We start from the raw sequence: 24,622 nt of genomic DNA, 5'->3' as shown, positions 1-24,622 counted from the left end.
CTAAGGTGATGACACTCCATCGCCAAAAGGGATTGCGCAATGATCGAAACAAGGGAAGAACTCGACGCCATCAAGAAGTCCTGCCATGCCATGGTGACACGCAGCGCCAGCCTCTCCGCAGGTACGGCGATGATTCCTGTGCCGGGGTTGGACATTGGCTCGGACGTGGCGATCCTGATGCGCATCATCCCCAAGATCAACAGCCAGTTTGGGCTAACGCCGGAGCAGATCGACCGTCTGGATACCGAAAGCAAGCTGTTCGTCATGACCGCCATCTCCAATACCGGCAGCAAGATGGCGGGCAGGTACATCACCAAAAACCTGATCGTGACCCTGCTCGGCAAGATGGGCATCAAAGTCGCCGCCAAAGGCACCAGCAAATTCGTCCCGCTGATTGGCAGCGCCGTGGCGGGCGGCATCAGTTTTATCGCCATGAAATACATGGGCAACAGCCACATCGAAGACTGCTACAAGGTCGCGTTGGCCGCCCTGGAAAACCGTCAAATCGAACCGATGGCCGACGCCGACCCCGAGGCGCCAGCCGATGACTCCCACCCGACCGAGACGCCGTAGCGTCGACCAACAAGGAAACACAATGCCTGCTTATGTCGTTTTGACCCGTGAACACACCCACAACAGCGAAGAAATGCAGCGCTACAGCGAAAAGGCCAAAGCCGCTCGAGAAGGCCACGACCCGCAGCCGCTGGCCTTCTACGGAGACTTCGAAGTGCTGGAAGGCAGCGCCATGGAAGGCGCCGTGATCCTGCGCTTCCCCGACATGGCCGCCGCCCGCGCCTGGTACCAAAGCCCCGCCTACCAGGAAGCCCGCCAACACCGCTTCCTGGGCGCCGATTACCGCGTCTTTTTGATAGAGGGTATTGAAGAGGTGTGATGAGCAAACACTCTCCTGCTGTCATCAGCGGGGGAGTGTCATCAAGGGACAGCTGCTATAATGAGTTCAACAGAACGACTCAAGGAGCGCGATAATGGTTCGCAGGCCCCCCACAGATAAAGTCATCGTCTCTCGTGAGCGTATTGTGCGAGCCGTCGCCAGCTCGAGTGCGATCGAGACAGGCGAGCGTACAGAGGTGATTGAAAAACGCCTGATGTCTCGCCCAAGGCTTTTCAACAAGTTGACCTTATCTTCCTGAGGCGATGCCTTCGACGTTACTGCGCCGACAAAACATCACGAACTAAACGTTCGACAAATCGATAGTCGCCCTCCAGACCAGCCTGAATCGCTTTGAAATAGTAATCCTTGTGCTCATTCCATAAGCTATAGTCCAGTGGTTGAGCTCCCGCCTTGACAGCCATCATATCCAACAGCAAACGTGAGATCCGGCCATTTCCCTCACGGAATGGATGAATCAGTATGAACTCGACATGCATTTCAGCAAGAAAGCTGACCAGTTGCTCGTCCCCCATCTCAGGTAACGTAGCAAAACGAGCGAGATACTGGTTCTCGAACGCTTGAGCCAACCTATGAATTTGCAGAGGCGATGCAAACCGAATATCGGGCTTAGACATATCAACGGTTCGGTATTGGCCCGCCCAATCGTAAACATTACCTAGCCAAGCTCTATGCCAATGGCGAATTCTTTTGAAATCAACCGTTTCTGGGAAAGTATCAAACACTTGTATGTAGAGCGCTGCAAGCAGCTCCGTCTCTGCAATATTCATATCTGCCGGATCATCAATACCAGCAAGATTCTTCAGCACCTTATCTTCTGATCCCGGCTGATACTCACTTTCACTACCAGAAACTTCATAACGACTCATAGGAATAGCCTTGCTTCACTGCGCATGCAGCCCCAAGTGAGCACACGTTAGCAACCGATACACAACCAAGAGTACACGTTCCGCTGCGAGCGAACACCAAGCCTATGCAAACCAGCCCGTCAGCTCAGCATTCTGTATCACCCCAGCAACAAGTCACCCTCGATGGAGATGAACTGGCTGGCGGCGTTGATCAGGGAAGCAGCGGTGAGCTGGGGCACGCCGTAGACTTCCACCCGTTTGCCGTGGGCCTCACGGATCTTCTGCGCCAACAGGTCGAAGTCGCCATCGCCGGAGACCAGCACCACCACATCCGCCTTTTTGGCATATTCGATGGCATCGAGAGTGATGCCCACGTCCCAATCACCCTTGGCCGAACCATCCGCGCGCTGAATGAACGGCTTTAACCTGACCTCGAAGCCAATCGAACGGAGGATATTCTGGAACTCACGCTGTTTGGCATCGCCCTTGTCGATGGCATAGCAACGGGCGGCCAGCACCTCCCGGTTCGCCGTTGCCTTGGCCCAGAAACGACGGTAATCGAAGTGCCTGCCGTAGGCGTCGCGTACGGTGTAGTAAACGTTCTGAGTGTCTACGAAGATGGCAACGCGGGTCATGGAAAAAGCCTAGGCTGAGAGTGTGCCTCCATGGTACGCGATAAATGATTCCCCTTACGTTGCAAGGACGCACATCACTCCCTGACTGATGCAGAAAACCGGGCCGCAAAACGGCATTCGCAATCGTCAGGGCTAACTAACCAATCGCACCCACTCGCCGCTTAACGACACGGCCGCCGCTGCGCCCAGCACAGCGCCCACGGCGATATAGCCCACCAGCGGACGAACCAAGTGCCACTGCACGGTCTGCCGTGGGTGGTGGCGCCATGTGGACAGGGAAGCCGCAAACACCATCAATGCCGTCGTAGTGGCCACCGCGATATGCACGCCCACTTGTCTTGCTAGTCAGCCACGCATATATTCATATTTGTTACTTTTGAACATAGGAAGCACATCATGGCAACGACTAGCCTTAGCCTAGGAGAGCACTGGGAAGCCTTTATCAAAAACGAAGTCTCTAGCGGTCGCTACGGCTCCGCAAGTGAGGTCGTGCGGGATGCATTACGTGCCATGGAAGAACGCAAAAGCAAACTTGAGGCGCTACGTACGCACCTAGCCCAAGGTGCCGAGCAAGCGAGCGCTGGTGAATTCGTGGACGATTTCTCAATGGATGCATTAATCAACGATTTGGATAACGAATCGTAATGCCCACATTCCGTATCACACCGAGAGCAAGGGACGATTTAAAAGATATCGGCCACTATACGGAATGGCAGTGGGGCAAGAACCAACGGAATACCTATCTAAGGGATTTTGAAAAACGGTTTCACTGGCTCGCAGAAAATCCCCTGCTAGGAAGACATCGCCCAGATATCAAAGAAGGTTATTTTAGCTACCCTCAAGGCCAGCACGTTATTTTTTATCTGATTGGCCATGAATGCATTGAAATCATTGGCATTCCTCATAAAGAGATGGATATCGTTTCCTATTTTCTGACTGATTAACGACACTAGGAGCCCCCTACCGTGTGTATAGGGCGATGGCATCGTGTTGATCACCTCCGTGACCGCCAACGGCGCGCTGCACGCCTTCAACGACATGGCTGGCACCGCCGTGGCGCTGCACTTCTGAGTGCAGAGCCTGATCGTGGGTGGCGTAGGCACTGCGGTGGTGGTCATGCTGGATGGCAGCACGGCGTGGCCGCTGATCGCCTACACCGGCGGCATGGCAGCGCTCACGCTGGGGCTGCTCACCGGCTTAGCCTGGCGGAGGCGGTAACGATAGGGTAATGCGTGTGCAGGGGTGGCTGCGCTCAATCGCGCGTCGTCAAGCGCTGAGCCCTTCTCCGCCGAGTGGCCACCACGGCCGCGACCGCGACGCAAAGCACGGCGGCCACCCCTGCCAACACCACATGGGAAAGGCTGCTCAATCGCTCAAACAGTGGCGCGAGCGCCTGACCAAACAGATAACCGAGCGTGACCCAGGCGGCCGACCAGATCAGCGCCGACAGCGCATTGAGCACGATGAAACGGGGCCAGGGAAATTTGGTCGTGCCAATGGTCACCGCACCGGCCATGCGCAGCCCATAAAGGAACCGCAAGGAGAACGCGAACGTATTCGGGTGGGCGTTGAACGTCGTCAGTACCCGCTCACCCGCCACGCTACGCTGAACCGAGCGAACGATGGCGCTATTGCGCCACCCATGCCCGAGCAGGAAGAACACCTGGTCTGCCAGGAAAGCGCCCAAGGCAAGCGAGACCACCGCTTCACCAAACCCGATCAGGTGCCGATGCATCATGATGCCGCCCAGCATCGCGACGGCTTCACCCTCCAGGCTCGCCCCCACGAACAAGCCGAGGCTGCCATAGTTCGCCACGAAATAATCAAGCGTCATGTGCATTCATCCATCAAGTAACCCCGCCAGGTGGGTGCCACGTAAACGCAATCTCTATCACGATTCAGGATGATGCTGATATGCCCATCGCCACACGTATACCGGGACGCCACGTCAGCCAGATGAAAGCCGACATCTCGTCTTCAAAGCACGTCAACAAGGGCGATGGCGTGTGCAGCGATTATACGTCTGCCAGCGTCGAGCTGGGTCATTTTTACTATGACACTTCTATGGCTTTCTGGGTTCGGGGTGGCCCACCGGGCAGTGACTCCTGGCCATCAGTATTCACCGGGCAGCCCTTTGCCATGCTCCACCAAGGCATAACGTGTGCTCCGCCCGCCGCCAGGCAGCCTGAAAAGGCAGCCTTTCTCTACCAGTTCAGCCAAATCCCGCGTGGCGGTCGCTTTGCTCACGTTGGCCAACGATTGGTACTTGCGGGCATTAATGCCCTGCGCAAACTCCTCTCCTGCGGTATCCAACAAACGGTTCAGCACCTTGATTTGTCGTTCGTTCAGTACCGTAGTGGCATGGTGCTGCCAAAAGGAAGCCTTGACCAATACACGGTCGATTCTTAACAACGCCTGCTCAAGCGCCTCTTTCAGCGTATCGAGGAACCACAACAACCAAGGCGTAATATCGAGACTGCCCTTCTGGGTACTTTCGAGGTAGTCGTAGTAAGCGCTTCGCCGCGCCATGATTGCCGCACTCAGAGAGTAGAAGCGCACCGACTGCCGTTCTGCCTGCGCAAGCGCCCGGTCGGTAACGGCGCGTGTGACCCGCCCATTGCCATCATCAAAGGGGTGCAAGGTGATCAACCATAGATGTGCAATACCCGCCCGCACCAGCCCATCCAGTCCCTCTAGCGGTTGGTTGAACCACGTTAGAAACGCATCCAATTCGGCTTCCAGCTGTTCACGGGGAGGCGCTTCAAAATGAACGGTAGGTCGATCCAGCCGCCCCGACACCACCTGCATGGGGTGGTCACCGCGTAGCTCGCCCACACGCACTTGACCCATCAGGCCAGGGCCTTTCACAAACAGCATGGACTGCCACAGGCACAGCCGCCCATGGGTCAACGGCTCATCCAGCTGACGCGTGGATTGCAGCAATAGATCGACCAATGCCTCGGACTCAGGGGTTGTTCTACCAGATATACCAGCCCGCTCGATGCCCAGCTGGCGAGCCACGGAAGACCTCACGGAGCCAACATCCAGACGCTCGCCTTCGATTTCGCTAGTACGAATGGCGTTCTGTATCAGCGCATCCATCTCCACCTCCAGATCCAGATCCGCCTGCCCAGGCGCCGCCTCGGTTTTACCCAACACGCGCCCCTGAAGCAGCCGCACGGCATCCAGGGTAGGCCGCAGTGCGGACTCATCCCACTCAAAATGCGGCCAATGTGGCTGTTCCCAGATATACATGAGCCGATTGCCCCGCCTATTCGGATCAGATGATGAGCCAATTATGGTTGATATTCGGCTCATGGGCTAGTGGATGGGCTTGCCTCGGCGACATCCCCCACTCTTTTCTCTGATGGTCCAAGAGTGCATCGAGATAGTCGCTATTCATCACACGAAGATGGATCTGCTCGCCTATTGCTTGCCTGGTTAAGCACCGCACGCCTGCAGCAACTGCTGCCCGACGGGCCCAAGCGGCTTCTTTTTGGGCCAGAAGGCGATCAGTTGGCGAACGCCACAAGGCGACAACGAGCGTGTCACCAGGTCGGCGTTGAGCTTATTCACCAACGCCAGCGTGGGCACCAGGCTGACGCCCACACCGTTAGCCACCATCTGTAGCAACGTGCGTGTATCGCGCACCCAAAAATCGACCTGCACCACGCCTTCCGATGCTTCCAAGGAGTTTGCAAAAATTTGCTGAATCAACGCCTCACAGCCCCCGGATGACATGACCAACGGGTGCTCGGTCAGCGCTGAGACGCTTACGCTGGCGTGCTGGCTCAACGGATGGCTGCTGGGCAGCACAGCAACGATCTCGTCCTGTCTGATCAACTGCCAATCAAAGTGCTCACGCCAATAGCCTAGGTTGAGCCGCGTGGTATCCGTCGTGATGCCAACATCCACCACGCCGCTTTCTACCCACTCCTTGATTTCCTCCTCTACACCTTCCAGCACCAACCCCATGGCTTCTGGGTATCGGCTCGAAAAGACTGACAGCACCGAGGCTAACCAACCATGCAGCGCACTGGGTATCGCGGCAATCTTGAGCGTCGTATCGGTTTCATGATGGTGGTGCGATACCTGATGACTAAGCACCTGCAGCTCACCCATGATCTTTCTCGCGCTAGCGAGCACTAACTCACCCAGCGCCGTCGGCTCGACTCCCTGCGGCGTTTTCACCATCAAGGCACCACCGACACGCTGCTCCAATGACTGCATGGCATGGCTGACCCCTGATTGGCTAACACCCAAACGTTCAGCTGCACGGGTATACGACTGCGCTTCCTCAACGGCTAACAGTGCCCGTAACTGAGCAATGGTGATATCTGCGCCCCGAATCATGACCTCTCCTCATGGCTGGGATGAGCTAATCGAATTTCTCACCGCGCCCTTTCGCTTTTTAAGCTGGTGCCTCCATCGATCATCCTGACGGGGAGCCACCATGTCTATCGCCCTTGCCCTTTTTGCCATGTTGCTGCTTGGCAGTACGCACTTCATCAACGGCCTGCTTTCACGTCACTATCCAGCGCTGAATATTGGGTTATTCACACACCTGGGCGGCGCATTCGTTGCCCTTCCTGGTGCGATGATGCTCGCCACCTGGGCACCCGGCGTTTGGACATGGGGCGCCCTGGCGGGTATTGGCTCAGCATTAGGCGCGTTGCTGCTCTACCGGAGCCTTTCTCAGGCAGCCTTCGCCCTGGTGGTGCCAGTCAGCTCGGTGGCCATGGTAGTCATCGCACTGGCGCTTTCACTGCTGTTTCTGGATGAGCGCCCCGGCAAATGGGTATGGTTTGGCGTGATGGTGGCTCTACCCGCCATCTGGCTAACAGCCGGAGGGAGAACGCCCAAGGCCATGCACGGCACTTGCAAAAACCACAGCGGTTTATGGCTTGGTTTGGGCGCAGGGGCAGGCTTTGCCCTCCAGCTATTCGCACTCGCGCAAGTACCGGATCCAGCCGCCGAATACGGCATTGCCGTGTGTATGCTGGCAGGGGCTGCCCTTCTGCTTCCCTTCTATCGGCGCACCCAGCCAGCCAGTAGACAACACCCACTGTTCGCTACCGCTGCGGGCGGCATTAGCGCCCTTGGCCTAACGCTGTATGCGCTATCTCGGGAAGGGCAACTGGCCATGATCAGCATCCTGATAGTATCGCTCTACCCACTCATTCCCGTGATACTAGGCTCGATGGTGCGCCAGGAGCCAATCGGTGGCTACGCCAAGCTGGGGATCGCTTTATCCATGATGGCGATGATGCTGGTCACGGTGGGCAGTGACTGATTTTAGGGCAGCGCTAACACTGGTGTTATCCAGGTCGTGTCATGGACTAAGATACAAGTGGGTACGTTATGAGTGACATAATTCGTTGCCATGGCGGCATACAGTAAAGGGGCAGGCATGCAGTTATATCGAGTCATTACCGAAAAAAACTGGCAGGAGGCCTTACGATTAGGCTACGTGCCACGATGCGGAAACGATAAAAAGGAGGACGGCATTCATCTAAATTTGGCAGAGGCTGTCGAGTACACCGCTAACCGCTATTTCACCGCAGATGAAAAGCCACTGGTCCTGGTCGTTAATACCGAAAGTTTTTCTAAGCGAATAGAGTGGCGTGACGCAACCACGACCGAACCCTGGCAAAGGCCGCTAGCCAAAATCGACAACCTTCCGTTGAACGTCGTGCTGGATACTAACGCACTAGTGGCCATGGAAGATGGCAGTGGCATGATGTTCAAGTGGGATCAGCCTTAATGAAAACTCTTCACAATGTAGTTACCAAGTATAGTCTTTGACCTCTGAGCCGGTGAGGTCGTGCGCCCGAACAACTTCAACAACCGTAAAATTGCCTTTGAAGGTGCAAATGGATACGGCAGTTTTTCGCTTGGCAGTGCAGCATGTTACGGCAGATTCATTGCTCGTATCGCTCTCCTGACAGCTGCACTATAGCCTGCAGTATAGGCACAGGGATTTTATATCGACTATACTCTAGTCATGAATAATAAGCCCAAGAAGGAAACGGGCAACACAGCCAGGAACACACGATGCCTACAAACTCAGTCATTCTCAATCCAGCATGTATCAAAACGCTTGCGGCAGTTGAAGCCCGACCTGAACGATCGAACCAACACGAATTTAATGGAGTGACCGCACTAAAAAGTCTATTTGGTCACGAAAAGACAGATCTCCAGGCACTTTTTTCTGTACGAGGAGAGAGCGCTCATCATACAGCCAAGGTGACTTGGTACGACTCTCGAGAAAACCACCCTACTCGTTCAGAATACAGACTTTATTTCCAAAACAACCCTGTAATGGAAAGAGCCCAGGCAGGTGACAATATGCTAATTGGGTTCATTCAAGGCCAACTACACTGCATTCTGATTCCTAACGACCCAGCAAGCTACCCTGGCTGGACTCCAATAGCATAAAAGGCCCAATACTCATTACCCCCCCTGTAGGTCGCAACACAGGCTCAAACTAAAGCCAGCGTGATTGCACCCGGAGGAGCAAAAGCCGACTGCCCTGCCTATGCAGACCCTTTTGTGAGCCGATCATGTTGATATTCGGCTCATGGGCCAGTCAGGGAGTTGTTTCAGCTGAAATAAGGAATACAGAAGAGCACACCCGCAACCGGGGCAAGTTGAAAAACGTTTTGCTAAACATCCGATAACCTTTCGTCTTGAATGGCTTTCAGAGTTTTGCCATCAGCATCCTTCCAAGCCAAACGGCCATTGGCGCTACCGCCAACCAAAACGCCTGCCGCTGTTGAAGGAGAGGAAAATCGAAAATCCTGCGTGAATATCAACTTTCCATTTTGCGGTGCTAGTACGCCACGCGCTTGCAGAAGTTGCCGCTGCTCGCGCATGTAGTCATGGATGGAAAGCGTCTCCTCAACACGTGCCAATGAGCCTTTGAGTACCACAAAGCCATCGGCAACTTCTCTACCCGTGCCTTCGGCCCCACGCTCGTTGAGGTAAAGCGTCAGCGGTGGCTCGACTGGCTCTGAAGATGACGCGGCGGCTTGGCTGCTAGCTGCTTCAAACGCATCGATACCCAATAGCGGAAAAATCACCAGCATCTCGGCTAAAAACCACTCGGCATCGGCACGGTCGGCTTCATTGAGTGGTGGGGCGGAGGGATACGCCGTGTTATCCACCGCCCACTGATTGGCCGTCTTCGCCATGCTCAGCAGCCGCGACTCCAGGTAGCGCACGTTGGCCTTATTCAAACCTTCGTTGGTGCTGGTAAAGGCGATGGCCCGCGTCCAAAACTCCTTACCCGACACATGCTGCTTGATACGATCTCCGAGCGAATCGGCTTCGCCTACGTACAACTTGGCCGCCCCCTCTTCCGTTTGCCCCGTGAGCACATACACACCCGGCTGCGCCATTTCGCTGCGCTTCATCGCCCCTTCGAGCTGAGAGCGGTTGGCCACCACCGCCCGCCCCGTCCAGTTGGATTTTTCCACGATGCGCAGGCCCTCGGGCGTGCCGTCGGCGAGGAAGATGCGGATGGAGGTTGGGCGTGGGTGACTGGATGTCATTAGTCTCTCTCCTGATCGCGATACGGCGCGCGATTTTTTAGGCAAACTCGCTTTTATACATTGCTACCCAGCCCGGGGTTTTGCAGCGCATTCTTGAGGCTTTGATAAAACGCCGCCTTGAACGTCGGGTCCTGAGCGTGGAGCTTGTATAACTCCATCTCCTCCTTGCGCCGCTTCAACATCACTTCTTTCATGATTTTATCGAAGGCGATTTCACGCGAGTAGGGGTCCGGGTTATCGCTGAATTTCTGCTCGAAATCCGGGTGTGCTCTTACGCTATCCAAAATATTCAGGAACTTGACGCGCTGCTCATCCGGCGTAGCGCTCCAGCCTTGAAACCAGCGTTCGTTAAAGGTCTTGATGATTTCCTCGAGCGGGTCCTTCTGGCTCTCTTCTTAACGGTACCCACGCGGGTTGGGGTTTTGCGGATCGAGCGTGGCTTCTTCGGCATCCAGTGTAATCGCATGGTTGAGCTTCGTTCTGCCCAATCCGTAGGAGGAAAGGTCGACGGACTCGAGCAGCTCGTCGAGCTCATCCTGGTTCGGGTCCTGAATCTTCAGCTTCGGAATGAGAAACTTCATAAACCAGAACAGCTTTTCCCATGCCACGACTTCGAACGGCATGATCGACGCCATTTGACCGTAGATCTTGACGAACTGCTTGGCCTTGATCTTGAAGTCGATCTTGTCTTTATCCTCGAGCCCCAGCTCCGCGTTGAATCGCTCGGCGGCTGTATCGATGAGTGGGCTCAGCTTCTGGGCATCCTCCTGGTTGAAGAAACGCTGGCAGAACTCGTCAACTTCCTCCCACTCGTAAACACCGGTCTCATCGAGTGCATCTTTCAAGTCATGCAGAACGTTAACATCTGTCGCCTGCGACAGCGTCGTCACGGTGAAGAAGGGATCGAACGCCTTTTTGATATCGTCGACTTCGTTGAAAAAATCGAGCACGAACAGGTCTTCGGTCCGCTTACCCAGTTTGGGCGCCGAGCGATTCAAGCGGGATAGCGCCTGAACGGCCAGCACCGACTGCAGCTTTTTGTCTACATACATGGCGCAAAGCTTGGGTTGATCAAAGCCGGTCAGATACTTATTGGCCACCACCAGTAACCGAAAGGTGTTCTCGACGCTCTGGCCGTTCAGCAGCATCGGCTTGCCTTTATCGTCGTAGCCATCAAAATAGAAGCGCGTCTTCTCCTCGGGGAAACCGTTCATCTCGGCTTCCGTGTACTTGATGCCGTCGACCTCCTTATCACCCGAAAAGGCAATCAACGCCTTGAACGGATTGCCGCGCTTCTCCAGCTCTTTCTGTACCGCGCGATAGTAGCGAATGGCCATCTCGATATTCTGAGTGATGATCATTCCCCGCGCCTTGCCGCGCAGCTTTTTCTTGTTGACCACGTTATCGACGAAGTCATCCAGCATGACCTCGGCCTTGATGTCGATGGTTTGCTGGCGATGTTCGACAAAGGCGCGCAGCTTCTTCTGCGCCTTGGCGGTATCGAACAGAGGGTTGTCTTCGATGGACTTCTGAATCTCGTAATAGCCCTTGTAGGTGGTGTAATTGGCCAGCACATCGAGGATGAAACCCTCTTCGATCGCCTGTTTCATGCTGTAAAGATGAAATGGCTTGTAGCCGCCCTCAGGCTGCGCCACCCCGAACATCTCCAGCGTGCTGTTCTTGGGGGTCGCCGTGAATGCAAAGTAAGAAGCGTTGTCCCGCTGCTTGCGCGCCCGTATGGATGTGAGAATTTTGTCCTGGTTGTCCTCGTCGTCCGTCTCCGCACTTCCCCCCATGGCCTTGTTCATATTGCCTTGAGAGTGGCTGGTTTGGCCGCTGTGAGCTTCGTCGATGATCACGGCAAAACGCTTATCAGAGAGATCCGCGATGCCATCGATAATGAAGGGAAACTTCTGAATCGTGGTGATGATGATCTTCTTGCCGTTCTCCAGCGCCGCTCGGAGATCCGAAGAGCGCATCGCCGGGGCGACGATGTTCTTCACCTCGGAGAAATCCTTGATGTTCTCGCGTAGCTGCTTGTCCAGCAGGCGGCGGTCGGTCACCACGATCACACTATCGAACAGCGGCGCATCCAGCGCCTTCGCGCCGGGCAGGTCGGCCTGCTCGGGGTAGCTTTCGATCAGTTGGTAGGCGGCCCAGGTAATCGAATTGGATTTTCCCGATCCGGCGGAGTGCTGAATCAGGTAACTCTGGCCCACCCCATGCGCAGCGGTATGGGCCAGCAGCTTGCGTACCACGTTGAGCTGGTGGTAGCGCGGAAAGATCAGGTTTTTCTTCGCCAGCGGGTCGGTGCTTTTACCTTCCAGCAGCACGAAGTGCTGGATGATACCGACGAGACTGTCGGGCTTGAACACCTCTTCCCATAGATAAGCAGTACGGTGGCCGTTCGGGTTAGGCGGGTTGCCCGCACCTTCGTTATGCCCTTTGTTGAACGGCAGAAACCAGGTGGCATCCCCGGCGAGCTTGGTGGCCATCCAAACCTCGTCGGTATCGGCGGTCATATGCACCAGCACGCGGCCAAACTGCAGCAGTGGCTGGCTGGCATCCCGGTTGCGGTACTGCTTTTTCCCGTGATAGCTGGCGGTCTCGGTCCGAGCGTTTTTCAACTCTAGCGTGACGATGGGCAGGCCGTTAACGAACAACACCATATCGATGGACTCGTTCGAGTTCGCCAACGAGTGATGCACCTGGCGCGTCACGCTCCACACGTTAGCGGCAAAGTTGTCGTGCACCGTATGGGCGGAACTGGCCAGCGGCGCGGGGTACATCAGGATAAGGTGGGCATCCTCGACCGGCAGCCCTTTTTTCAACAGGTGCAACACACCCTTGCGCTTGATCACCTTGTCGTACTGGCCGAGAATGCGAGCCTGCCAATCGGCGGGGTGGCGGTTCTTGAGCTTGTCGAGCGCTTTCGCTTGGGTAGTTTCGAGAAACTCCCAGAACCGAGGGGTATCCAGCGCCAGCGTGGCATCGAAGTCGCTGGCATGGCCAAGGCGGTAAGCACCACTCACGCCGTAAGTCGCAGGCTCGGTAATGCCCTGCGCCTGTGCTTCGCTGGTAGTGCCGGTCAGGCTGCGTTCGATGGCCTGTTCCAGCGCTTTCTCCGTGGTGTCGCTTACCGCGTAACTCATGACTGCCCCTTAACTGACCTTGATTTTGCCCGTGACCGCCGCGTTGATCAGGGTGGTTTTGTATTCTTTAAGCTTAGCTATTTGGTTTTGCTTGATCTTTATGGCATCGTCGATTCTGTCACAGCTATGTTTAATATGATCTGCAATTTCAGCCTGCTCCTGATATGGCGGGACATAAAGATCCACGTCAGCGAAATTTTCAAATGTCAGATCTTGTCCATCGCGGATAAAATTTCCGGTAATCTGAAGCGCATGGATGTAGCGCGGGGTCTTCAGCAAATAGCCAAAGAAATCCGGGTTCACTTCCGGCGCAGGCCTAAGGATGACGTATGATGAGCGAATGCAGCCCGTTGAATAAGCCCTTTCAAGCCCCCCTTGGAAACTTCTCATGCTTATGACGAAATCGTTTAGTTCGACATGTTTTCGCTTATCGAGATTAGTTGAAATTTTAACGACCCTACGCCCTACTAAAGATTCGAACTTTTCCTGTGAGATAACCCCGAAAGACTGCGTAGCCGATAATTGAATATCGTTCTTGCGAGCTAACTCCTTACTTTGTTTAAAAAGGAATTTACTGCGCCAAACCTTCCAATGCGCAGGAATCTTACCAATCCAGTCGATGCCGCTGTCCTTCATGGGCGCATCAGGATTCAGGCCACGAGTGACGGCCTGCTGAATCAGGATCTGCCGACGCTCGCGCAGGAGCTTGATTTGCGCTTCCTTGATCCGTACTGCCTGGTCGATTTTGGCGCATTTGTTATCCAGAAATGCGGCGATGGCGCGTTGCTCTGGGAGCGGGGGGAATGGAAAGCGCTGGTTACCAATCACTTCGGTAGAGATACCTGGTTGAGCCGCAGATTGAGATAGCTGGTTGAAACCCGCACAACGTATGGCTTCTCCGAGCCAGATAGTTTCAATTGGTCTCTTGGGCGATACAACTATAGCGTGCTCCGTCGCAAAAAAATCATCATGCGCATAATTGACATTTCCACATAATGCGCCTTGCCTGCCAATCAACACAAATTTGCCAGTGTGTGTTTTTCTATCCGTAAAACCTCGAAATCCGTTTCCGCCGTAAACAGGGAACCCATCGCTTGTGAATTGCTCGGCTGTAATCGTGTCTCCGCTTTTCATTCTTGCCATAAACTTCAATGGCATAATACCCCAATGCTGAGGTATTTCAGGAGACCATTTGATACTCGTATCTTTGTAACTCTCATACTTAGGATAAGCCGCGATACTCATTCCGCCAACTCCAGCTTCGTCGCCACTTCGACACCCAGAATATCCGCAATCAGCCCATCGGCCTGCTTTTCCAGCGCCAAAATATCCCGCGTTACCTCGTCCAGACTTCGCAGCGGCTTGTGGCGGTAGAAGTATTTGTTGAAACTGATCTCGTAGCCGATCTTCACGGAGTCGAGGTTGATCCAAGCCTCCTCTACGTGAGGCTTTACCTCTGCCAGGAAATAATGGTGGATGCTGTCTTTCAGCGGCACGCTTTCGGCATCGCGCAGGTCGGTGGCGCTCTCATAGGTCAGATAGCTGCCGTCGTCTTGAAGGTAGTAGCCGAAGTCCGAAAGCGCTTCCTCGGTACAGCCGTAGCGCTCGATCAGACCTCTCACGCCCTCTTCCGAGAGCGGGTAGCGCTTGTCGATCACCTTGTGTGCGTGCTCGTCGTACCAGCTCACGGCGTTAAGCAGTGCGGTTTTCTCTCCGGCGGTTAGCTTGATCTTCTGCGCCTTGAGCGTTTTGGTGACAGTGTCTCGGAAGGCGTTGAAGTCATCGGTCTCTTGCGTGCCGATCTGCTTCATCAAGGCGGTGGCGGCATCATGCAGATCGCGCAGCTTGAGCCAGTAGCGGGTATCGGTCAGTTTGCCGCGCTGCTTGGCGTTCAGGGTCATGCCCTGCTCTTCGCACCAGGCGGCAATGGCTTTGGCTTCGCCTTTCAAAAAGCCTGGTTCGTAAACTTTGTCGCCGTGGGTTTCCCACAGCCACTCCATCGGCTCCCGCAATGCTTTATCGAAGCGTAGCGGTGCGATGCGCTCGGCGCTGAAACCGGCGCGTCGGCGGTCGGGGCGCTCGATAGTGACCTTGTAGTAACCGAAGTCGTCGTTATCGAACACCTGCACGGCGATGCCCTGCGGGTCGTTGTTGGCGTCGATTTCCCGCTCGATGGGGGCAAAGTCGAGGTAGGCGTTAGTGATCGTTTCTATATGCTCGGGCGCAAATTCGCAGTTCTTGTCGCCCAGGTTCTTGCGCAACTTGCGGTAGAGCAGGTTGGCGTCGATCAGTTGGACACGCCCTTTTCGGGCTTCCGGCTTGGCGTTGGTCAACAGCCAGATATAGGTGGTGATACCGGTGTTGTAAAACAGGTTGTTCGGCAGCTGGATGATGGTATCCAGCATGTCGTTTTCGATGATGTAGCGGCGGATGTTGGATTCGCCGCTGCCCGCGTCGCCGGTAAACAGGCTGGAGCCGTTGTGAACGGAGGCGATGCGCGAACCAAGCGGGCTGGTGCCCGCAGGCTTCATCTTGTTGACCATCTCCATCAGGAACAGCAACTGGCCATCCGAGGAGCGCGGGGTGGCGTCTACGGTCTCTTTATTTCCCCAATAATCCGCCAACTCCACCTGAAAGCGAGGATCGATGACATCCTTGCCCTCCTTGATGTACTTGACCTCGCTACTCCAGCTCTTGCCGTAGGGCGGGATTGGAGAGCATGAAATCAAAGCGTTCGGCGGAAAACTCATCGCTGGAGAGTGTGGAGCCAACGCGGATGTTCTCGGGATTGTTACCCTTGATCATCATGTCGGATTTGCAGATCGCGTAGGTCTCGTCGTTGATCTCCTTGCCATAGAGATATACGTCGCCGCCAGCCTTGATCAAGCCTTCCGGATCCTTGATGTAGTTCTGGGCCTCGGTCAGCATCCCACCCGAGCCACAGGCCGGGTCATAAATCGTCATGAGTGGGGGTAGCAGCCCCTTAATCGGGTCAAACATCAGGTGCGTCATGAGGTGAATCACCTCACGTGGCGTGAAGTGCTCCCCGGCTTCCTCGTTGTTCTCTTCGTTGAACTTGCGGATCAGCTCTTCAAACACGTAGCCCATGCCGAGATTCGAGAGCCCCGGCAGGGTGTTACCTTCGGGGTCTTCCTTGTCGTGGGGCGTCAGATTGATATAGGGCGAGACGAAGTTCTCGATGACCTCCAGCAGCACCTGCTTGTCGGCCATGTGGCGCATCTGATCGAAAAGCTTGAAGCGGCGGATGATCTCCTTGACGTTATCGGAGAAACCATCGAGGTAGTCCTCGATATTCGCCAACAGAATCTGCTGGTTGTTGGTGGCGGTGCCGTGCAGCTTCTTTAGCGTCCAATGGCTGGTGTTGTAAAACACGTAGCCGGAGGCTTCCTTCAAGGGCTCCTCATCCAGCTCTAGCGCGCCTTCGTCTTCTTTCTGGTAGCGAACCTCTTCGAGCACCGCGTCCTTGGTCGGCTCCAGCAGGGTGTCCAGGCGGCGCAACACCACCATGGGCAGGATGACATCACGGTATTTGCCGCGGACATAAATATCGCGCAGGCAGTCATCGGCAATTTTCCAAATAAAAGAGACAAGGCTGTTATGAGAAACCTGATTCATTGATGAAATGTAACCTTATGATATTTAACGCTAGCCCGATTTTTAGGGCGCATGAACTGCTGTTCGCAAGCCACTAAAAAACAGGCAGAAACAGAAAGCCCGCTCATCGGCGGGCCAAGGAAATGCGACTGCTCAACCGCTAAGCTAGCAATTCAGCTCTTTAGCCTGGTCGAGAACACGCTTCTGACGAGCGATGGCGTTATGGATGACCTTATTACGCACGGCTTGCTTCTGCTCAGCGCTCGCATGACGCGCAAAATGCGTCAGCGGGGTAGATTTCGACACTTTATCTTTCATGACTCATCCTCGCCTGATAATAGGCTTTTCAGCTGTTCATGAGTGTAGCGCTCGGGCAGGAATGGATCAATCGAATCGATATCCGATTCCCAGTGCTGATTTGTGTGGTCGGTGTCCTTGATGATGAGATCGAGACAGACCCTTGAGCCGAATTCTCGTTTTACTCGATTCACCACCTCTTGAACGCTGAGGAACTGCTCAATGAAGCTTTCGAGCGGAATATTCCGGCCCTTAGGTATATGCGAATCATACAACAAGGCCGCTCAATCGTTGAGCGGCCTTGTTGAGTCTAGCTAACCATTACCCTAATTGGACGTAGGATCACTCCCACTCAATCGTAGCAGGCGGCTTGCTGCTCACATCATAGGTCACCCGCGATACGCCTTCCAACTCATTGATAATGCGGTTGGAAACCTTCTCCAGCAGCTCGTAGGGCAGGTGGGCCCAGCGGGCGGTCATGAAGTCGATGGTTTCGACGGCGCGGAGCGCGATGACCCATTCGTAGCGGCGGCCGTCGCCGACCACGCCAACGGATTTCACCGGCAGGAACACGGCGAAGGCCTGGCTGGTTTTTTCGTACCAACCGGCGGCGCGCAGTTCTTCGATGTAGATGGCGTCGGCATCGCGCAGGATGTCGGCGTACTCTTTCTTCACTTCACCCAGAATGCGCACGCCCAGGCCGGGGCCGGGGAACGGGTGGCGGTAGACCATGTCGTAGGGCAGGCCGAGTTCCAGGCCGAGTTTGCGCACTTCGTCTTTAAACAGTTCGCGCAGCGGCTCCACCAGCTTGAGCTTCATGGTTTCCGGCAGGCCACCCACGTTGTGGTGGGATTTGATCACATGCGCCTTGCCGGTTTTGGAGGCGGCGGATTCGATCACGTCCGGGTAGATGGTGCCCTGGGCCAGGAATTCCACGCCTTCGATCTTGCTGGCTTCGTCATCGAACACGTCGATGAAAGTGTTGCCGATGATCTTGCGCTTGGCTTCCGGGTCTTTTTCGCCGTGCAGCTTCTCCAGGAACAGCGCTTCGGCGTCCACGCGGATCACTTTCACGCCCATGTGCTTGGCGAAGGTTTCCATGACCTGGTCGCCTTCGTTCTTGCGCAGCAGGCCGTTATCGACGAATACGCAGGTGAGCTGCTCGCCAATGGCCTTGTGCAGCAGTGCGGCTACTACGGAGGAGTCTACGCCACCAGAGAGGCCCAGCAGTACGTGGCGGTCGCCGACTTGCTCGCGTACGCGCTGTACCTGGTCTTCGATGATTTGGGCGGGGGTCCACAGTTTTTCGGCTTTACAGATATCCAACACGAAGTGCTCGAGAATCCGCTGGCCTTGCAGGGTGTGGGTCACTTCCGGGTGGAACTGTACGCCGTAGAACTGCTTCTCTTCCCAGGCCATGGCCGCAATCGGGCAGCTCGGGGTAGAGGCAGTCACGGTGAAGGTGTCCGGGGCCTTGGCGACCTTGTCACCGTGGCTCATCCACACGTCCAGCAGGGCGTTGCCGGTGGCGGGGTCTACGTGGTCCTTGATGTCCTTGAACAGGGCAGTTTCGGCGTCCAGACGGATCTGGGCGTAGCCGAACTCGCGCTGGTTGGAGCCTTCCACCTTGCCGCCCAGCTGCTCGGCCATGGTTTGCATGCCGTAGCAGATACCAAACACCGGCAGGCCCATTTCGAACACGCACTCGGGAGCGCGGGGGGAGTCCAGCTCGGTGACGGATTCCGGGCCACCGGCCAGGATGATGCCGTTGGGGTTGTATTCGCGGATCTCTTCTTCGGTGATGTCGAAGGCGCGGATTTCAGAGAATACGCCGATCTCGCGCACGCGGCGGGCAATCAGTTGGGTGTACTGGGAGCCGAAGTCGAGAATCAGAATCTTGTGGGCGTGAATGTCACTCATGGCGAAGCCTCTATAACGCGGAATACCCGCATTGGCTAAAAAGCAGACGGCGGGGCAATGCCCGCCGCCATGTCACTAACTGCGCTGGTTAGCTCACCCGGTAGTTGGGTGCTTCCTTGGTGATCTGCACGTCGTGAACGTGAGACTCGTTGAAGCCAGCGCCGGTAATCTGTACGAACTCGGGCTTGGTGCGCATTTCCTGAATGTCGCGGCAGCCGGTGTAACCCATGGAGGCGCGCAGGCCGCCCATCAGCTGGTGAACGATGGCGCTCATCATGCCCTTGTAGGGTACGCGGCCTTCGATGCCTTCCGGCACCAGCTTCTCGGCTCCGGCGTCCTTGTCCTGGAAGTAGCGGTCGGCGCTGCCCTGGCTCTGCGACATGGCACCCATGGAGCCCATGCCACGGTAGGCCTTGTAGGTACGGCCCTGGTACAGCTCCACTTCGCCCGGTGCTTCTTCGGTACCGGCCAGCAGGCCACCTACCATCACGGCGCTTGCGCCAGCGGCAATGGCCTTGGCCAAATCGCCGGAGAAGCGCACGCCGCCGTCGGCAATCAGCGGAATGTCGAAGGGCTTCAGCGCTTCGGCCACGTTGGAAACGGCGGTGATTTGCGGTACGCCCACGCCAGCCACGATACGCGTGGTGCAGATGGAGCCAGGACCAATGCCCACTTTCACCGCATCGGCACCCGCTTCGGCCAGCGCGGTAGCGGCGGCGGCGGTGGCGATGTTGCCGCCGATCACTTGAATCTGCGGGAAGTGTTCCTTGATCCAGCGGACGCGGTCGATGACGCCCTTGGAGTGGCCGTGGGCGGTGTCGACGATGACCACATCGACGCCTGCTTCGGCCAGGGCCGCCACGCGGTCAGGGGTTTCCGGGCCGGTGCCCACCGCAGCGCCTACCAGCAGGCGGCCGTCGCTGTCTTTGGCGGCCATGGGGTAGGTGCGGGCTTTTTCGATATCCTGGAAGGTCACCAGGCCGCGCAGGTGGAAGGCGTCATCGACGATGAGCATTTTTTCGATGCGGTGTTCGCGCATCTTGGCCTTGCTGACTTCAAGCTCGGTGCCTTCCGGTACGGTGACCAGGCGCTCGCGGGGCGTCATGATGTCGGCCACGCTGTCGCCCACGTTGGGCTGGAAGCGCATGTCACGCTCGGTGACGATGCCCACCAGGGTCTCGCCTTCCACCACTGGGAAGCCGGAGAAGCCATATTCGCGGGCCATGGCCAGCAGGTCTTCCAGCTTGGCCTTGGGGCTCACGGTGACCGGGTCTTTGACGATCACGCTTTCGTGCTTCTTCACCTTGCGCACTTCCGCGGCCTGCTGGGCCATGGTCATATTCTTGTGGATGATGCCGATGCCGCCTTCCTGGGCCATTGCAATTGCCAGACGCGCTTCGGTCACGGTGTCCATGGCGGCAGACAGCAGGGGAATATTCAGCGAGAGGTTACGAGTCAGGCGGGTTTTGAGGCTGACATCCTTGGGCAGAATGTCGGAGAAGCCAGGAACGAGAAGTACGTCATCGAACGTAAGCGCTTCTTGGGCCATACGTAGCATAGCGGCAACACCCAATGTAAAGTGGGAAGATGGGGCGTGAAAGGTTAATCGCCCATTATAACGTTTCGAGGGCCACCCCAGCAAACCATCCTGCGATGATCTGCTGAAGGTGGCCCTCTGCGTTGGCCTGGGCGAAGCCCACTGCGGTGTGGCGCGGGCGGTTTAGTCCAGCGCGCGGTCGTCGGCTTCGCTGGGGAAGTCCAGGTCTTCCAGGCGGCCCGTCACCGCCGTGGCGATGTTGGCCAGGTGCGAGGCCACACGCTTGTAGTGGCGCGCCAGCAGCGAGTAGGCCACGGCTTCGTGGAACTCGATGCTGTCCTCTTCCCGCAGCAGGGATTCGATCAGCTCGTCGCTGATGTGACGAATCTCCCGGGTGGCGGTGATGATGCCGTGGGCCTTTTGCTCATCGGAGTTGCGCGTGGCCGCAATCAGCTCGCTGAACAGCCCTCGCAAGCGCTCGGCGATGCTGTCCAGGGGCTTCTGGTAACGGTCTACATGGAAGCCTTCGGTGTAGAACGCGCCTACCTCGAAGACGTTCTTGCAGTAATCGCCGATACGCTCGGCGTCCTTGGCCACGCTCATCAGCGCCAGGCAAATGGCCACGTCGTGGCCGGGGTTGACGGTCAGGTGGCGCAGCACCTTGCGGCGAATCGAGCGTTCCAGCTCGTTGACCGCCACGTCGCGCTCGTACAGGGGCGTGCGTACGTCCTCGGCGGCCACGGTGCTGTACAGCACCTCGTTGGCTCGGGAGAACATCCAGGCGCCATGCTCCAGCATTTGGGTCAGGTCCGCGTAGGCCTGGTCGATGCTGGTTTCCGAGGTAAGCGCACTAAAAAGCTGTTTGAACATGGGGAAACCTCTCAACTGGCCGCGCTTAGCGCAGGCGGATAAAGAATTCGGTCAGCGTGATGCCCACCAGCGGCACGATCAGGAACACACCGATCAGGAACAGGAACGCATAGCGAATGTGCTGCCCTGCCAGGCGTCCATACCAGGTGGCAATACGCAGCGGAATGACCCGCAGCGGCCACCAGATCGCGGTGCCGGTAAGATTGAAGATAACGTGAAACAGCGCCACCGTCATCGCCGCCGCAATCGGGTTGGCGGTCGCCGCCAGTACGCTGGTCACGGTGGTGCCCAGGTTGGCCCCCATCATGAACGGCAGCACGCGGCGCAGGCGCACCACCCCGGCCCCCGCCAGCGGCACCATCAGGCTGCTGGTGATCGAGCTGGACTGCACGAGTACGGTCGAGACCACACCCACGCCGTAGGCCCGCGCATCGGTACGGAAGAAGTAGGTACGGAACAGGCCATCCATATGGCGCAGCAGCGCGCCGCGCAGGTTCTGCACCATGAACACCAGGGCAGTGAACATCAGCAGCAGGCCGATGCCTGCCACCATCAGCCCAGCGGCGGCGGTGGTGGGCATCAGCGCCGCGCCCAGCCAGTTGGCGGCATCTACCACCGGGGCGGTAATGATCTTGATAGGGCTGTTGGGGCGGGCGACTTCTTCCAGGCCAATCAGGTCCGCCAGCCAGGCGGCCAGGCGGGTGAAAATGCCGTAGCCACGCTCGTGGAACATGCCGGTCAGCCACTCCACCGGGAAGATCAGCAGTACCGTGAGGATGTTGAACAGGTCGTGCATCAGCGCCGCGGTGAACGAGCGGCGGAAGTTACGCTTGATACGCACGTTGGCCAGCGCCACGATGACGCCCGTGACGGCCGTGCCGATATTGGCCCCCATGATGGCGAACACCGCCGTGCCCAGGGTCATTTCGCCACTGGCCACCAGGGTCACGATCAGCGCCGAGGTGAACGAGGAGCTCTGCACGATCATGGTGACCAGCACGCCCGCCATCAAGGCAATGAAGGGGTTCTGGCCATAGGCGAAGGCGCGGGTCAAAAAGTCGCTGTCGCTGCCGAAGGTGCCTAACCCCGCACCCAGAACGTTCAGAGCAGCCAGGAACAGATACAAGCACAAGCCAGCGTAGATACCTCTTAGCCAGGCGGGCACTTCGTGAGGCGCTTGGCGAGCCAGCGCAGGACGATCTTGTGAAGGTCCGAGATTCGACATGAGCAATCTGCCCTGTTGGTGAACATCTAATGTGACGCTTTCGTGACACTTTTGTGTCGGCGGGCACCCTAGCATTGTTTTGTGACACTTTGATGACGTTTATCTTGCAGCGCCGCCTTCCGCGCGCATGGTACGCCAGAGAGCCCGTCAAGGCCATTGCTGTGCGCCCTGCACGTATTGTCTAATGAGCGGCCGCATCCCCGCTTTCACCCGCGACTGGAAACTCCCATGAGCGCTCCCAACGCCCCCCTGCTATCGGTCAGTCAACTCAATCTCAAGGCGCGCAAGGCGCTGGAGAACGACCTGGGCGATGTGTGGGTGGAAGGCGAGCTTTCCAACGTGTCGCGCCCGGCGTCCGGGCATATCTACTTCACGCTGAAAGATGACCGCGCCCAGGTGCGCTGCGCGCTGTTTCGCCAGCGGGCGCGGTTCGTATCGGCCCCCATGCGCGATGGCGACCAGGTCAAGCTGCGCGGCCGGGTCTCGCTGTTCGAACCCCGCGGCGATTACCAGCTGATCGCCGACGCCGTGCAGGCCGCGGGGCTGGGCGAACTGCTGGCAGCCTACGAGCGCCTGAAGGCGCAGCTGGAAGGCGAAGGGGTATTTGCCAACGCCCGCCCACTGCCCTTTCCGCCACGCAAGCTGCTGATTCTGAGCTCCGCCAGCGGCGCCGCCATCCGCGATGTGCTGGCGGTGTTGGCAGCGCGCTGGCCATTGGCCGACGTGACGCTGATCCCCGTGCCGGTACAGGGCGCAGAAGCGGCCCCGGCGATGATCTCTGCCCTGGCGCTGCTCAACCGCCAGACGCGGCTCGACCCCGCCCAGGATGCGGTGCTGATCACCCGAGGCGGCGGCAGCCTGGAAGACCTGTGGGCGTTCAACAACGAGCACTTGGCCCGGGCCATCTTCCACTCCCGGTTGCCGGTGATGTCTGCCGTGGGCCATGAAGTGGATGTCACCCTGGCGGATTTCGCCGCCGACATGCGCGCCCCCACCCCTTCCGCCGCCGCCGAGCGGCTGGTGCCCGACCAGTACGCCCTCAAGCGCCAGCTTCGGCAAGTCGAACAGCGCCTGCAGCGCGCCCTGCAAACCCGCCTGGAGCGCGATAGCCAGCGGCTGGACGCCCTGCACGCTCGGCTCCGCCACCCGGGAGAGCGGCTGGCCCACCAGCGCCAGCACCTGCAAGCCCTTACCCAGCGGCTAGGGCGCGCCATGCAGTTCACGCTAAGCCAACAGCAGCGCCAGCTTGGCCAGCTCGGCCGTCGGCTGGCCAGCCAGGACATGGCCCGGCTGCACCGGGCAGAAAGCGAGCGCATCGAACGCCTGCAACGCCGCTTGGCCAGCGCCATGCAGCGCCAGCTCGAAGCGCGCCAGGCACGCCTACACAGCGCCGCCCGGGCACTCAACGCGGTCAGCCCGCTGGCAGTACTAGGCCGTGGCTATGCCATCGCCCAGGACGAACAAGGCCAGATCGTGCGCCGCGCCCAGGATACTCAGCCAGGCCAGCTGCTCAAATTGAAGCTGGGTGAGGGGCGATTGAACGTGGAAGTAAAACGGCGCTATCAGAAATAGCGCCGCACTGGTGATTACTTTTTGTCCGATGACTCGTCCGGGGAAGGATTGACGTGATGGGTATCCGGCATCGGGTTGGCGTCGTCGTGATGATCGTCGCGCTGGTCTTTTTTCTGCTCTTGCTTCTGGTCGTGTTTATCCGGGGACATGCTACCTCCTGATCCTTGGTGGTGTGTGTTGCCTCCCTCACTATAGCCGCTCCCCACCCGCTTGCCATGAAGGCCGCACCGCAGGGCCATGTAATGCCCAGCCTGGTTTTCAGGCTTCTCTTTCCAAAGCAGCGAGTTACCCCCTTCCAGGCCCGTTTGGCATCCACTCATGCAGTGTTTAAATAGCATTTATTAATTGTCGCTATCGGAAGTGAATGGACTTCTTCGGCATTTGCCCCGGCCTGCGCCTTTGGTCTACGTTCTGACACTCCCCGCCCGCCGCGCTTCGCGCTTTGGGCGAGGGTTCTGAGATCACCCCCAGAACCTTCCTGCTTCCAC

General features: G+C 57.3%; 27 protein-coding genes. 8 read left to right on the top strand and 19 right to left on the bottom strand.

What is annotated here, in order from left to right:
* The first annotated feature begins 39 nt into the window (after positions 1 to 39).
* Together CWI66_RS02370 and CWI66_RS02365 are read left to right on the top strand one after the other, a co-directional pair.
* Positions 40 to 573 (top strand): hypothetical protein, encoded by a 534-nt coding sequence (locus tag CWI66_RS02370; protein ID WP_100730829.1) that lies wholly within the window; start codon positions 40 to 42, stop codon positions 571 to 573.
* Positions 574 to 595: 22 nt separating this feature from the next.
* Positions 596 to 892: a DUF1330 domain-containing protein gene (locus CWI66_RS02365; protein WP_100730828.1), complete on the top strand. Its 297-nt coding sequence runs from the start codon at positions 596 to 598 to the stop codon at positions 890 to 892.
* Between the two features lie 275 nt (positions 893 to 1,167).
* On the opposite strand, the gene CWI66_RS02360 is transcribed toward CWI66_RS02365, so the two are convergent.
* The 3 genes from CWI66_RS02360 to CWI66_RS02350 form a co-directional block, all read right to left on the bottom strand.
* Positions 1,168 to 1,779 (bottom strand): Fic/DOC family protein, encoded by a 612-nt coding sequence (locus tag CWI66_RS02360; protein ID WP_100730827.1) that lies wholly within the window; start codon positions 1,777 to 1,779, stop codon positions 1,168 to 1,170.
* Between the two features lie 137 nt (positions 1,780 to 1,916).
* Entirely contained in the window at positions 1,917 to 2,393 is a 477-nt protein-coding gene (locus CWI66_RS02355; RefSeq protein ID WP_100730826.1) for a LabA-like NYN domain-containing protein, read from the bottom strand.
* A gap of 132 nt (positions 2,394 to 2,525) precedes the next feature.
* Positions 2,526 to 2,720: a TSUP family transporter gene (locus tag CWI66_RS02350; protein ID WP_232710702.1), complete on the bottom strand. Its 195-nt coding sequence runs from the start codon at positions 2,718 to 2,720 to the stop codon at positions 2,526 to 2,528.
* A gap of 69 nt (positions 2,721 to 2,789) precedes the next feature.
* Here CWI66_RS02350 and CWI66_RS02345 point away from each other — a divergent pair, with 69 nt between their 5' ends.
* From CWI66_RS02345 to CWI66_RS18645, 3 genes are all read left to right on the top strand, one after another.
* Positions 2,790 to 3,038 (top strand): type II toxin-antitoxin system ParD family antitoxin, encoded by a 249-nt coding sequence (locus tag CWI66_RS02345; protein WP_100730825.1) that lies wholly within the window; start codon positions 2,790 to 2,792, stop codon positions 3,036 to 3,038.
* Positions 3,038 to 3,337, top strand: coding sequence for a type II toxin-antitoxin system RelE/ParE family toxin (locus CWI66_RS02340; RefSeq protein ID WP_100730824.1), 300 nt, complete (start codon positions 3,038 to 3,040; stop codon positions 3,335 to 3,337). Before CWI66_RS02345 ends, CWI66_RS02340 begins: the two co-directional genes overlap by 1 nt.
* Before the next feature lie 127 nt (positions 3,338 to 3,464).
* Positions 3,465 to 3,611: a hypothetical protein gene (locus CWI66_RS18645; RefSeq protein ID WP_446718675.1), complete on the top strand. Its 147-nt coding sequence runs from the start codon at positions 3,465 to 3,467 to the stop codon at positions 3,609 to 3,611.
* Positions 3,612 to 3,645: 34 nt separating this feature from the next.
* On the opposite strand, the gene CWI66_RS02330 is transcribed toward CWI66_RS18645, so the two are convergent.
* The 3 genes from CWI66_RS02330 to CWI66_RS02320 all read right to left on the bottom strand — a co-directional run bounded on the left by CWI66_RS02330 (position 3,646) and on the right by CWI66_RS02320 (position 6,746).
* A complete protein-coding gene (locus tag CWI66_RS02330; protein ID WP_157808941.1) occupies positions 3,646 to 4,227 on the bottom strand; it encodes a DedA family protein in 582 nt (193 codons plus the stop codon).
* 278 nt (positions 4,228 to 4,505) lie between these two features.
* On the bottom strand, positions 4,506 to 5,648 hold the full coding sequence (locus tag CWI66_RS02325) for a Fic family protein (RefSeq protein WP_100730823.1): 1,143 nt from the start codon (positions 5,646 to 5,648) through the stop codon (positions 4,506 to 4,508).
* A 186-nt stretch (positions 5,649 to 5,834) separates the two neighbouring features.
* Positions 5,835 to 6,746, bottom strand: a complete 912-nt coding sequence (locus CWI66_RS02320; RefSeq protein ID WP_100730822.1) for a LysR family transcriptional regulator — start codon at positions 6,744 to 6,746, stop codon at positions 5,835 to 5,837.
* A 100-nt stretch (positions 6,747 to 6,846) separates the two neighbouring features.
* Here CWI66_RS02320 and CWI66_RS02315 point away from each other — a divergent pair, with 100 nt between their 5' ends.
* Together CWI66_RS02315 and CWI66_RS02310 are read left to right on the top strand one after the other, a co-directional pair.
* Positions 6,847 to 7,686 carry a DMT family transporter gene (locus tag CWI66_RS02315; RefSeq protein WP_100730821.1) on the top strand — a complete coding sequence of 280 codons (840 nt, stop codon included), beginning with the start codon at positions 6,847 to 6,849 and terminating at the stop codon, positions 7,684 to 7,686.
* A 117-nt stretch (positions 7,687 to 7,803) separates the two neighbouring features.
* A complete protein-coding gene (locus CWI66_RS02310) occupies positions 7,804 to 8,157 on the top strand; it encodes a DUF952 domain-containing protein (RefSeq protein WP_100730820.1) in 354 nt (117 codons plus the stop codon).
* A 901-nt stretch (positions 8,158 to 9,058) separates the two neighbouring features.
* Here CWI66_RS02310 and CWI66_RS02300 read toward each other — a convergent pair.
* The 12 genes from CWI66_RS02300 to CWI66_RS02260 form a co-directional block, all read right to left on the bottom strand.
* A complete protein-coding gene (locus CWI66_RS02300; RefSeq protein WP_232710699.1) occupies positions 9,059 to 9,871 on the bottom strand; it encodes a GIY-YIG nuclease family protein in 813 nt (270 codons plus the stop codon).
* A gap of 128 nt (positions 9,872 to 9,999) precedes the next feature.
* Positions 10,000 to 10,230, bottom strand: a complete 231-nt coding sequence (locus CWI66_RS18150; protein ID WP_198517427.1) for a hypothetical protein — start codon at positions 10,228 to 10,230, stop codon at positions 10,000 to 10,002.
* Between the two features lie 111 nt (positions 10,231 to 10,341).
* Positions 10,342 to 13,098: a type I restriction endonuclease subunit R gene (locus CWI66_RS02295; protein ID WP_198517425.1), complete on the bottom strand. Its 2,757-nt coding sequence runs from the start codon at positions 13,096 to 13,098 to the stop codon at positions 10,342 to 10,344.
* Positions 13,099 to 13,107: 9 nt separating this feature from the next.
* On the bottom strand, positions 13,108 to 14,343 hold the full coding sequence (locus tag CWI66_RS02290; protein ID WP_100730817.1) for a restriction endonuclease subunit S: 1,236 nt from the start codon (positions 14,341 to 14,343) through the stop codon (positions 13,108 to 13,110).
* A complete protein-coding gene (locus tag CWI66_RS18540; protein ID WP_269799667.1) occupies positions 14,340 to 15,827 on the bottom strand; it encodes an HsdM family class I SAM-dependent methyltransferase in 1,488 nt (495 codons plus the stop codon). Before CWI66_RS18540 ends, CWI66_RS02290 begins: the two co-directional genes overlap by 4 nt.
* The gene (locus CWI66_RS18535) at positions 15,781 to 16,734 is read right to left on the bottom strand and encodes an HsdM family class I SAM-dependent methyltransferase (protein ID WP_269799666.1); all 954 of its coding nucleotides are present in this window, start codon (positions 16,732 to 16,734) and stop codon (positions 15,781 to 15,783) included. Before CWI66_RS18535 ends, CWI66_RS18540 begins: the two co-directional genes overlap by 47 nt.
* A gap of 144 nt (positions 16,735 to 16,878) precedes the next feature.
* Positions 16,879 to 17,031, bottom strand: coding sequence for a hypothetical protein (locus CWI66_RS18145; protein ID WP_016914799.1), 153 nt, complete (start codon positions 17,029 to 17,031; stop codon positions 16,879 to 16,881).
* Positions 17,028 to 17,288, bottom strand: coding sequence for a hypothetical protein (locus tag CWI66_RS02280; protein WP_100730816.1), 261 nt, complete (start codon positions 17,286 to 17,288; stop codon positions 17,028 to 17,030). The genes CWI66_RS18145 and CWI66_RS02280 overlap by 4 nt, the downstream gene beginning before the upstream one ends.
* A 64-nt stretch (positions 17,289 to 17,352) precedes the next feature.
* The gene (gene guaA, locus CWI66_RS02275) at positions 17,353 to 18,930 is read right to left on the bottom strand and encodes a glutamine-hydrolyzing GMP synthase (protein WP_081137365.1); all 1,578 of its coding nucleotides are present in this window, start codon (positions 18,928 to 18,930) and stop codon (positions 17,353 to 17,355) included.
* Positions 18,931 to 19,018: 88 nt separating this feature from the next.
* Positions 19,019 to 20,488, bottom strand: a complete 1,470-nt coding sequence (gene guaB, locus CWI66_RS02270) for an IMP dehydrogenase (RefSeq protein ID WP_016914802.1) — start codon at positions 20,486 to 20,488, stop codon at positions 19,019 to 19,021.
* Positions 20,489 to 20,650: 162 nt separating this feature from the next.
* Positions 20,651 to 21,337 (bottom strand): phosphate signaling complex PhoU family protein, encoded by a 687-nt coding sequence (locus tag CWI66_RS02265; RefSeq protein ID WP_016914803.1) that lies wholly within the window; start codon positions 21,335 to 21,337, stop codon positions 20,651 to 20,653.
* Positions 21,338 to 21,362: 25 nt separating this feature from the next.
* On the bottom strand, positions 21,363 to 22,562 hold the full coding sequence (locus CWI66_RS02260; RefSeq protein WP_232710697.1) for a Na/Pi cotransporter family protein: 1,200 nt from the start codon (positions 22,560 to 22,562) through the stop codon (positions 21,363 to 21,365).
* Positions 22,563 to 22,790: 228 nt separating this feature from the next.
* Here CWI66_RS02260 and xseA point away from each other — a divergent pair, with 228 nt between their 5' ends.
* A complete protein-coding gene (xseA, locus tag CWI66_RS02255) occupies positions 22,791 to 24,134 on the top strand; it encodes an exodeoxyribonuclease VII large subunit (RefSeq protein WP_100730815.1) in 1,344 nt (447 codons plus the stop codon).
* 14 nt (positions 24,135 to 24,148) lie between these two features.
* On the opposite strand, the gene CWI66_RS18530 is transcribed toward xseA, so the two are convergent.
* Positions 24,149 to 24,283, bottom strand: coding sequence for a hypothetical protein (locus CWI66_RS18530; RefSeq protein ID WP_254893829.1), 135 nt, complete (start codon positions 24,281 to 24,283; stop codon positions 24,149 to 24,151).
* Between the last annotated feature and the right edge of the window lie 339 nt (positions 24,284 to 24,622).

The sequence above is a fragment of the Halomonas sp. 141 genome, from assembly GCF_002810305.1.
Taxonomy (GTDB): domain Bacteria; phylum Pseudomonadota; class Gammaproteobacteria; order Pseudomonadales; family Halomonadaceae; genus Vreelandella; species Vreelandella stevensii.
The sequence above is the reverse complement of the archived record's forward strand: the minus strand, read 5'-3'. Positions and strand labels throughout refer to the sequence as shown.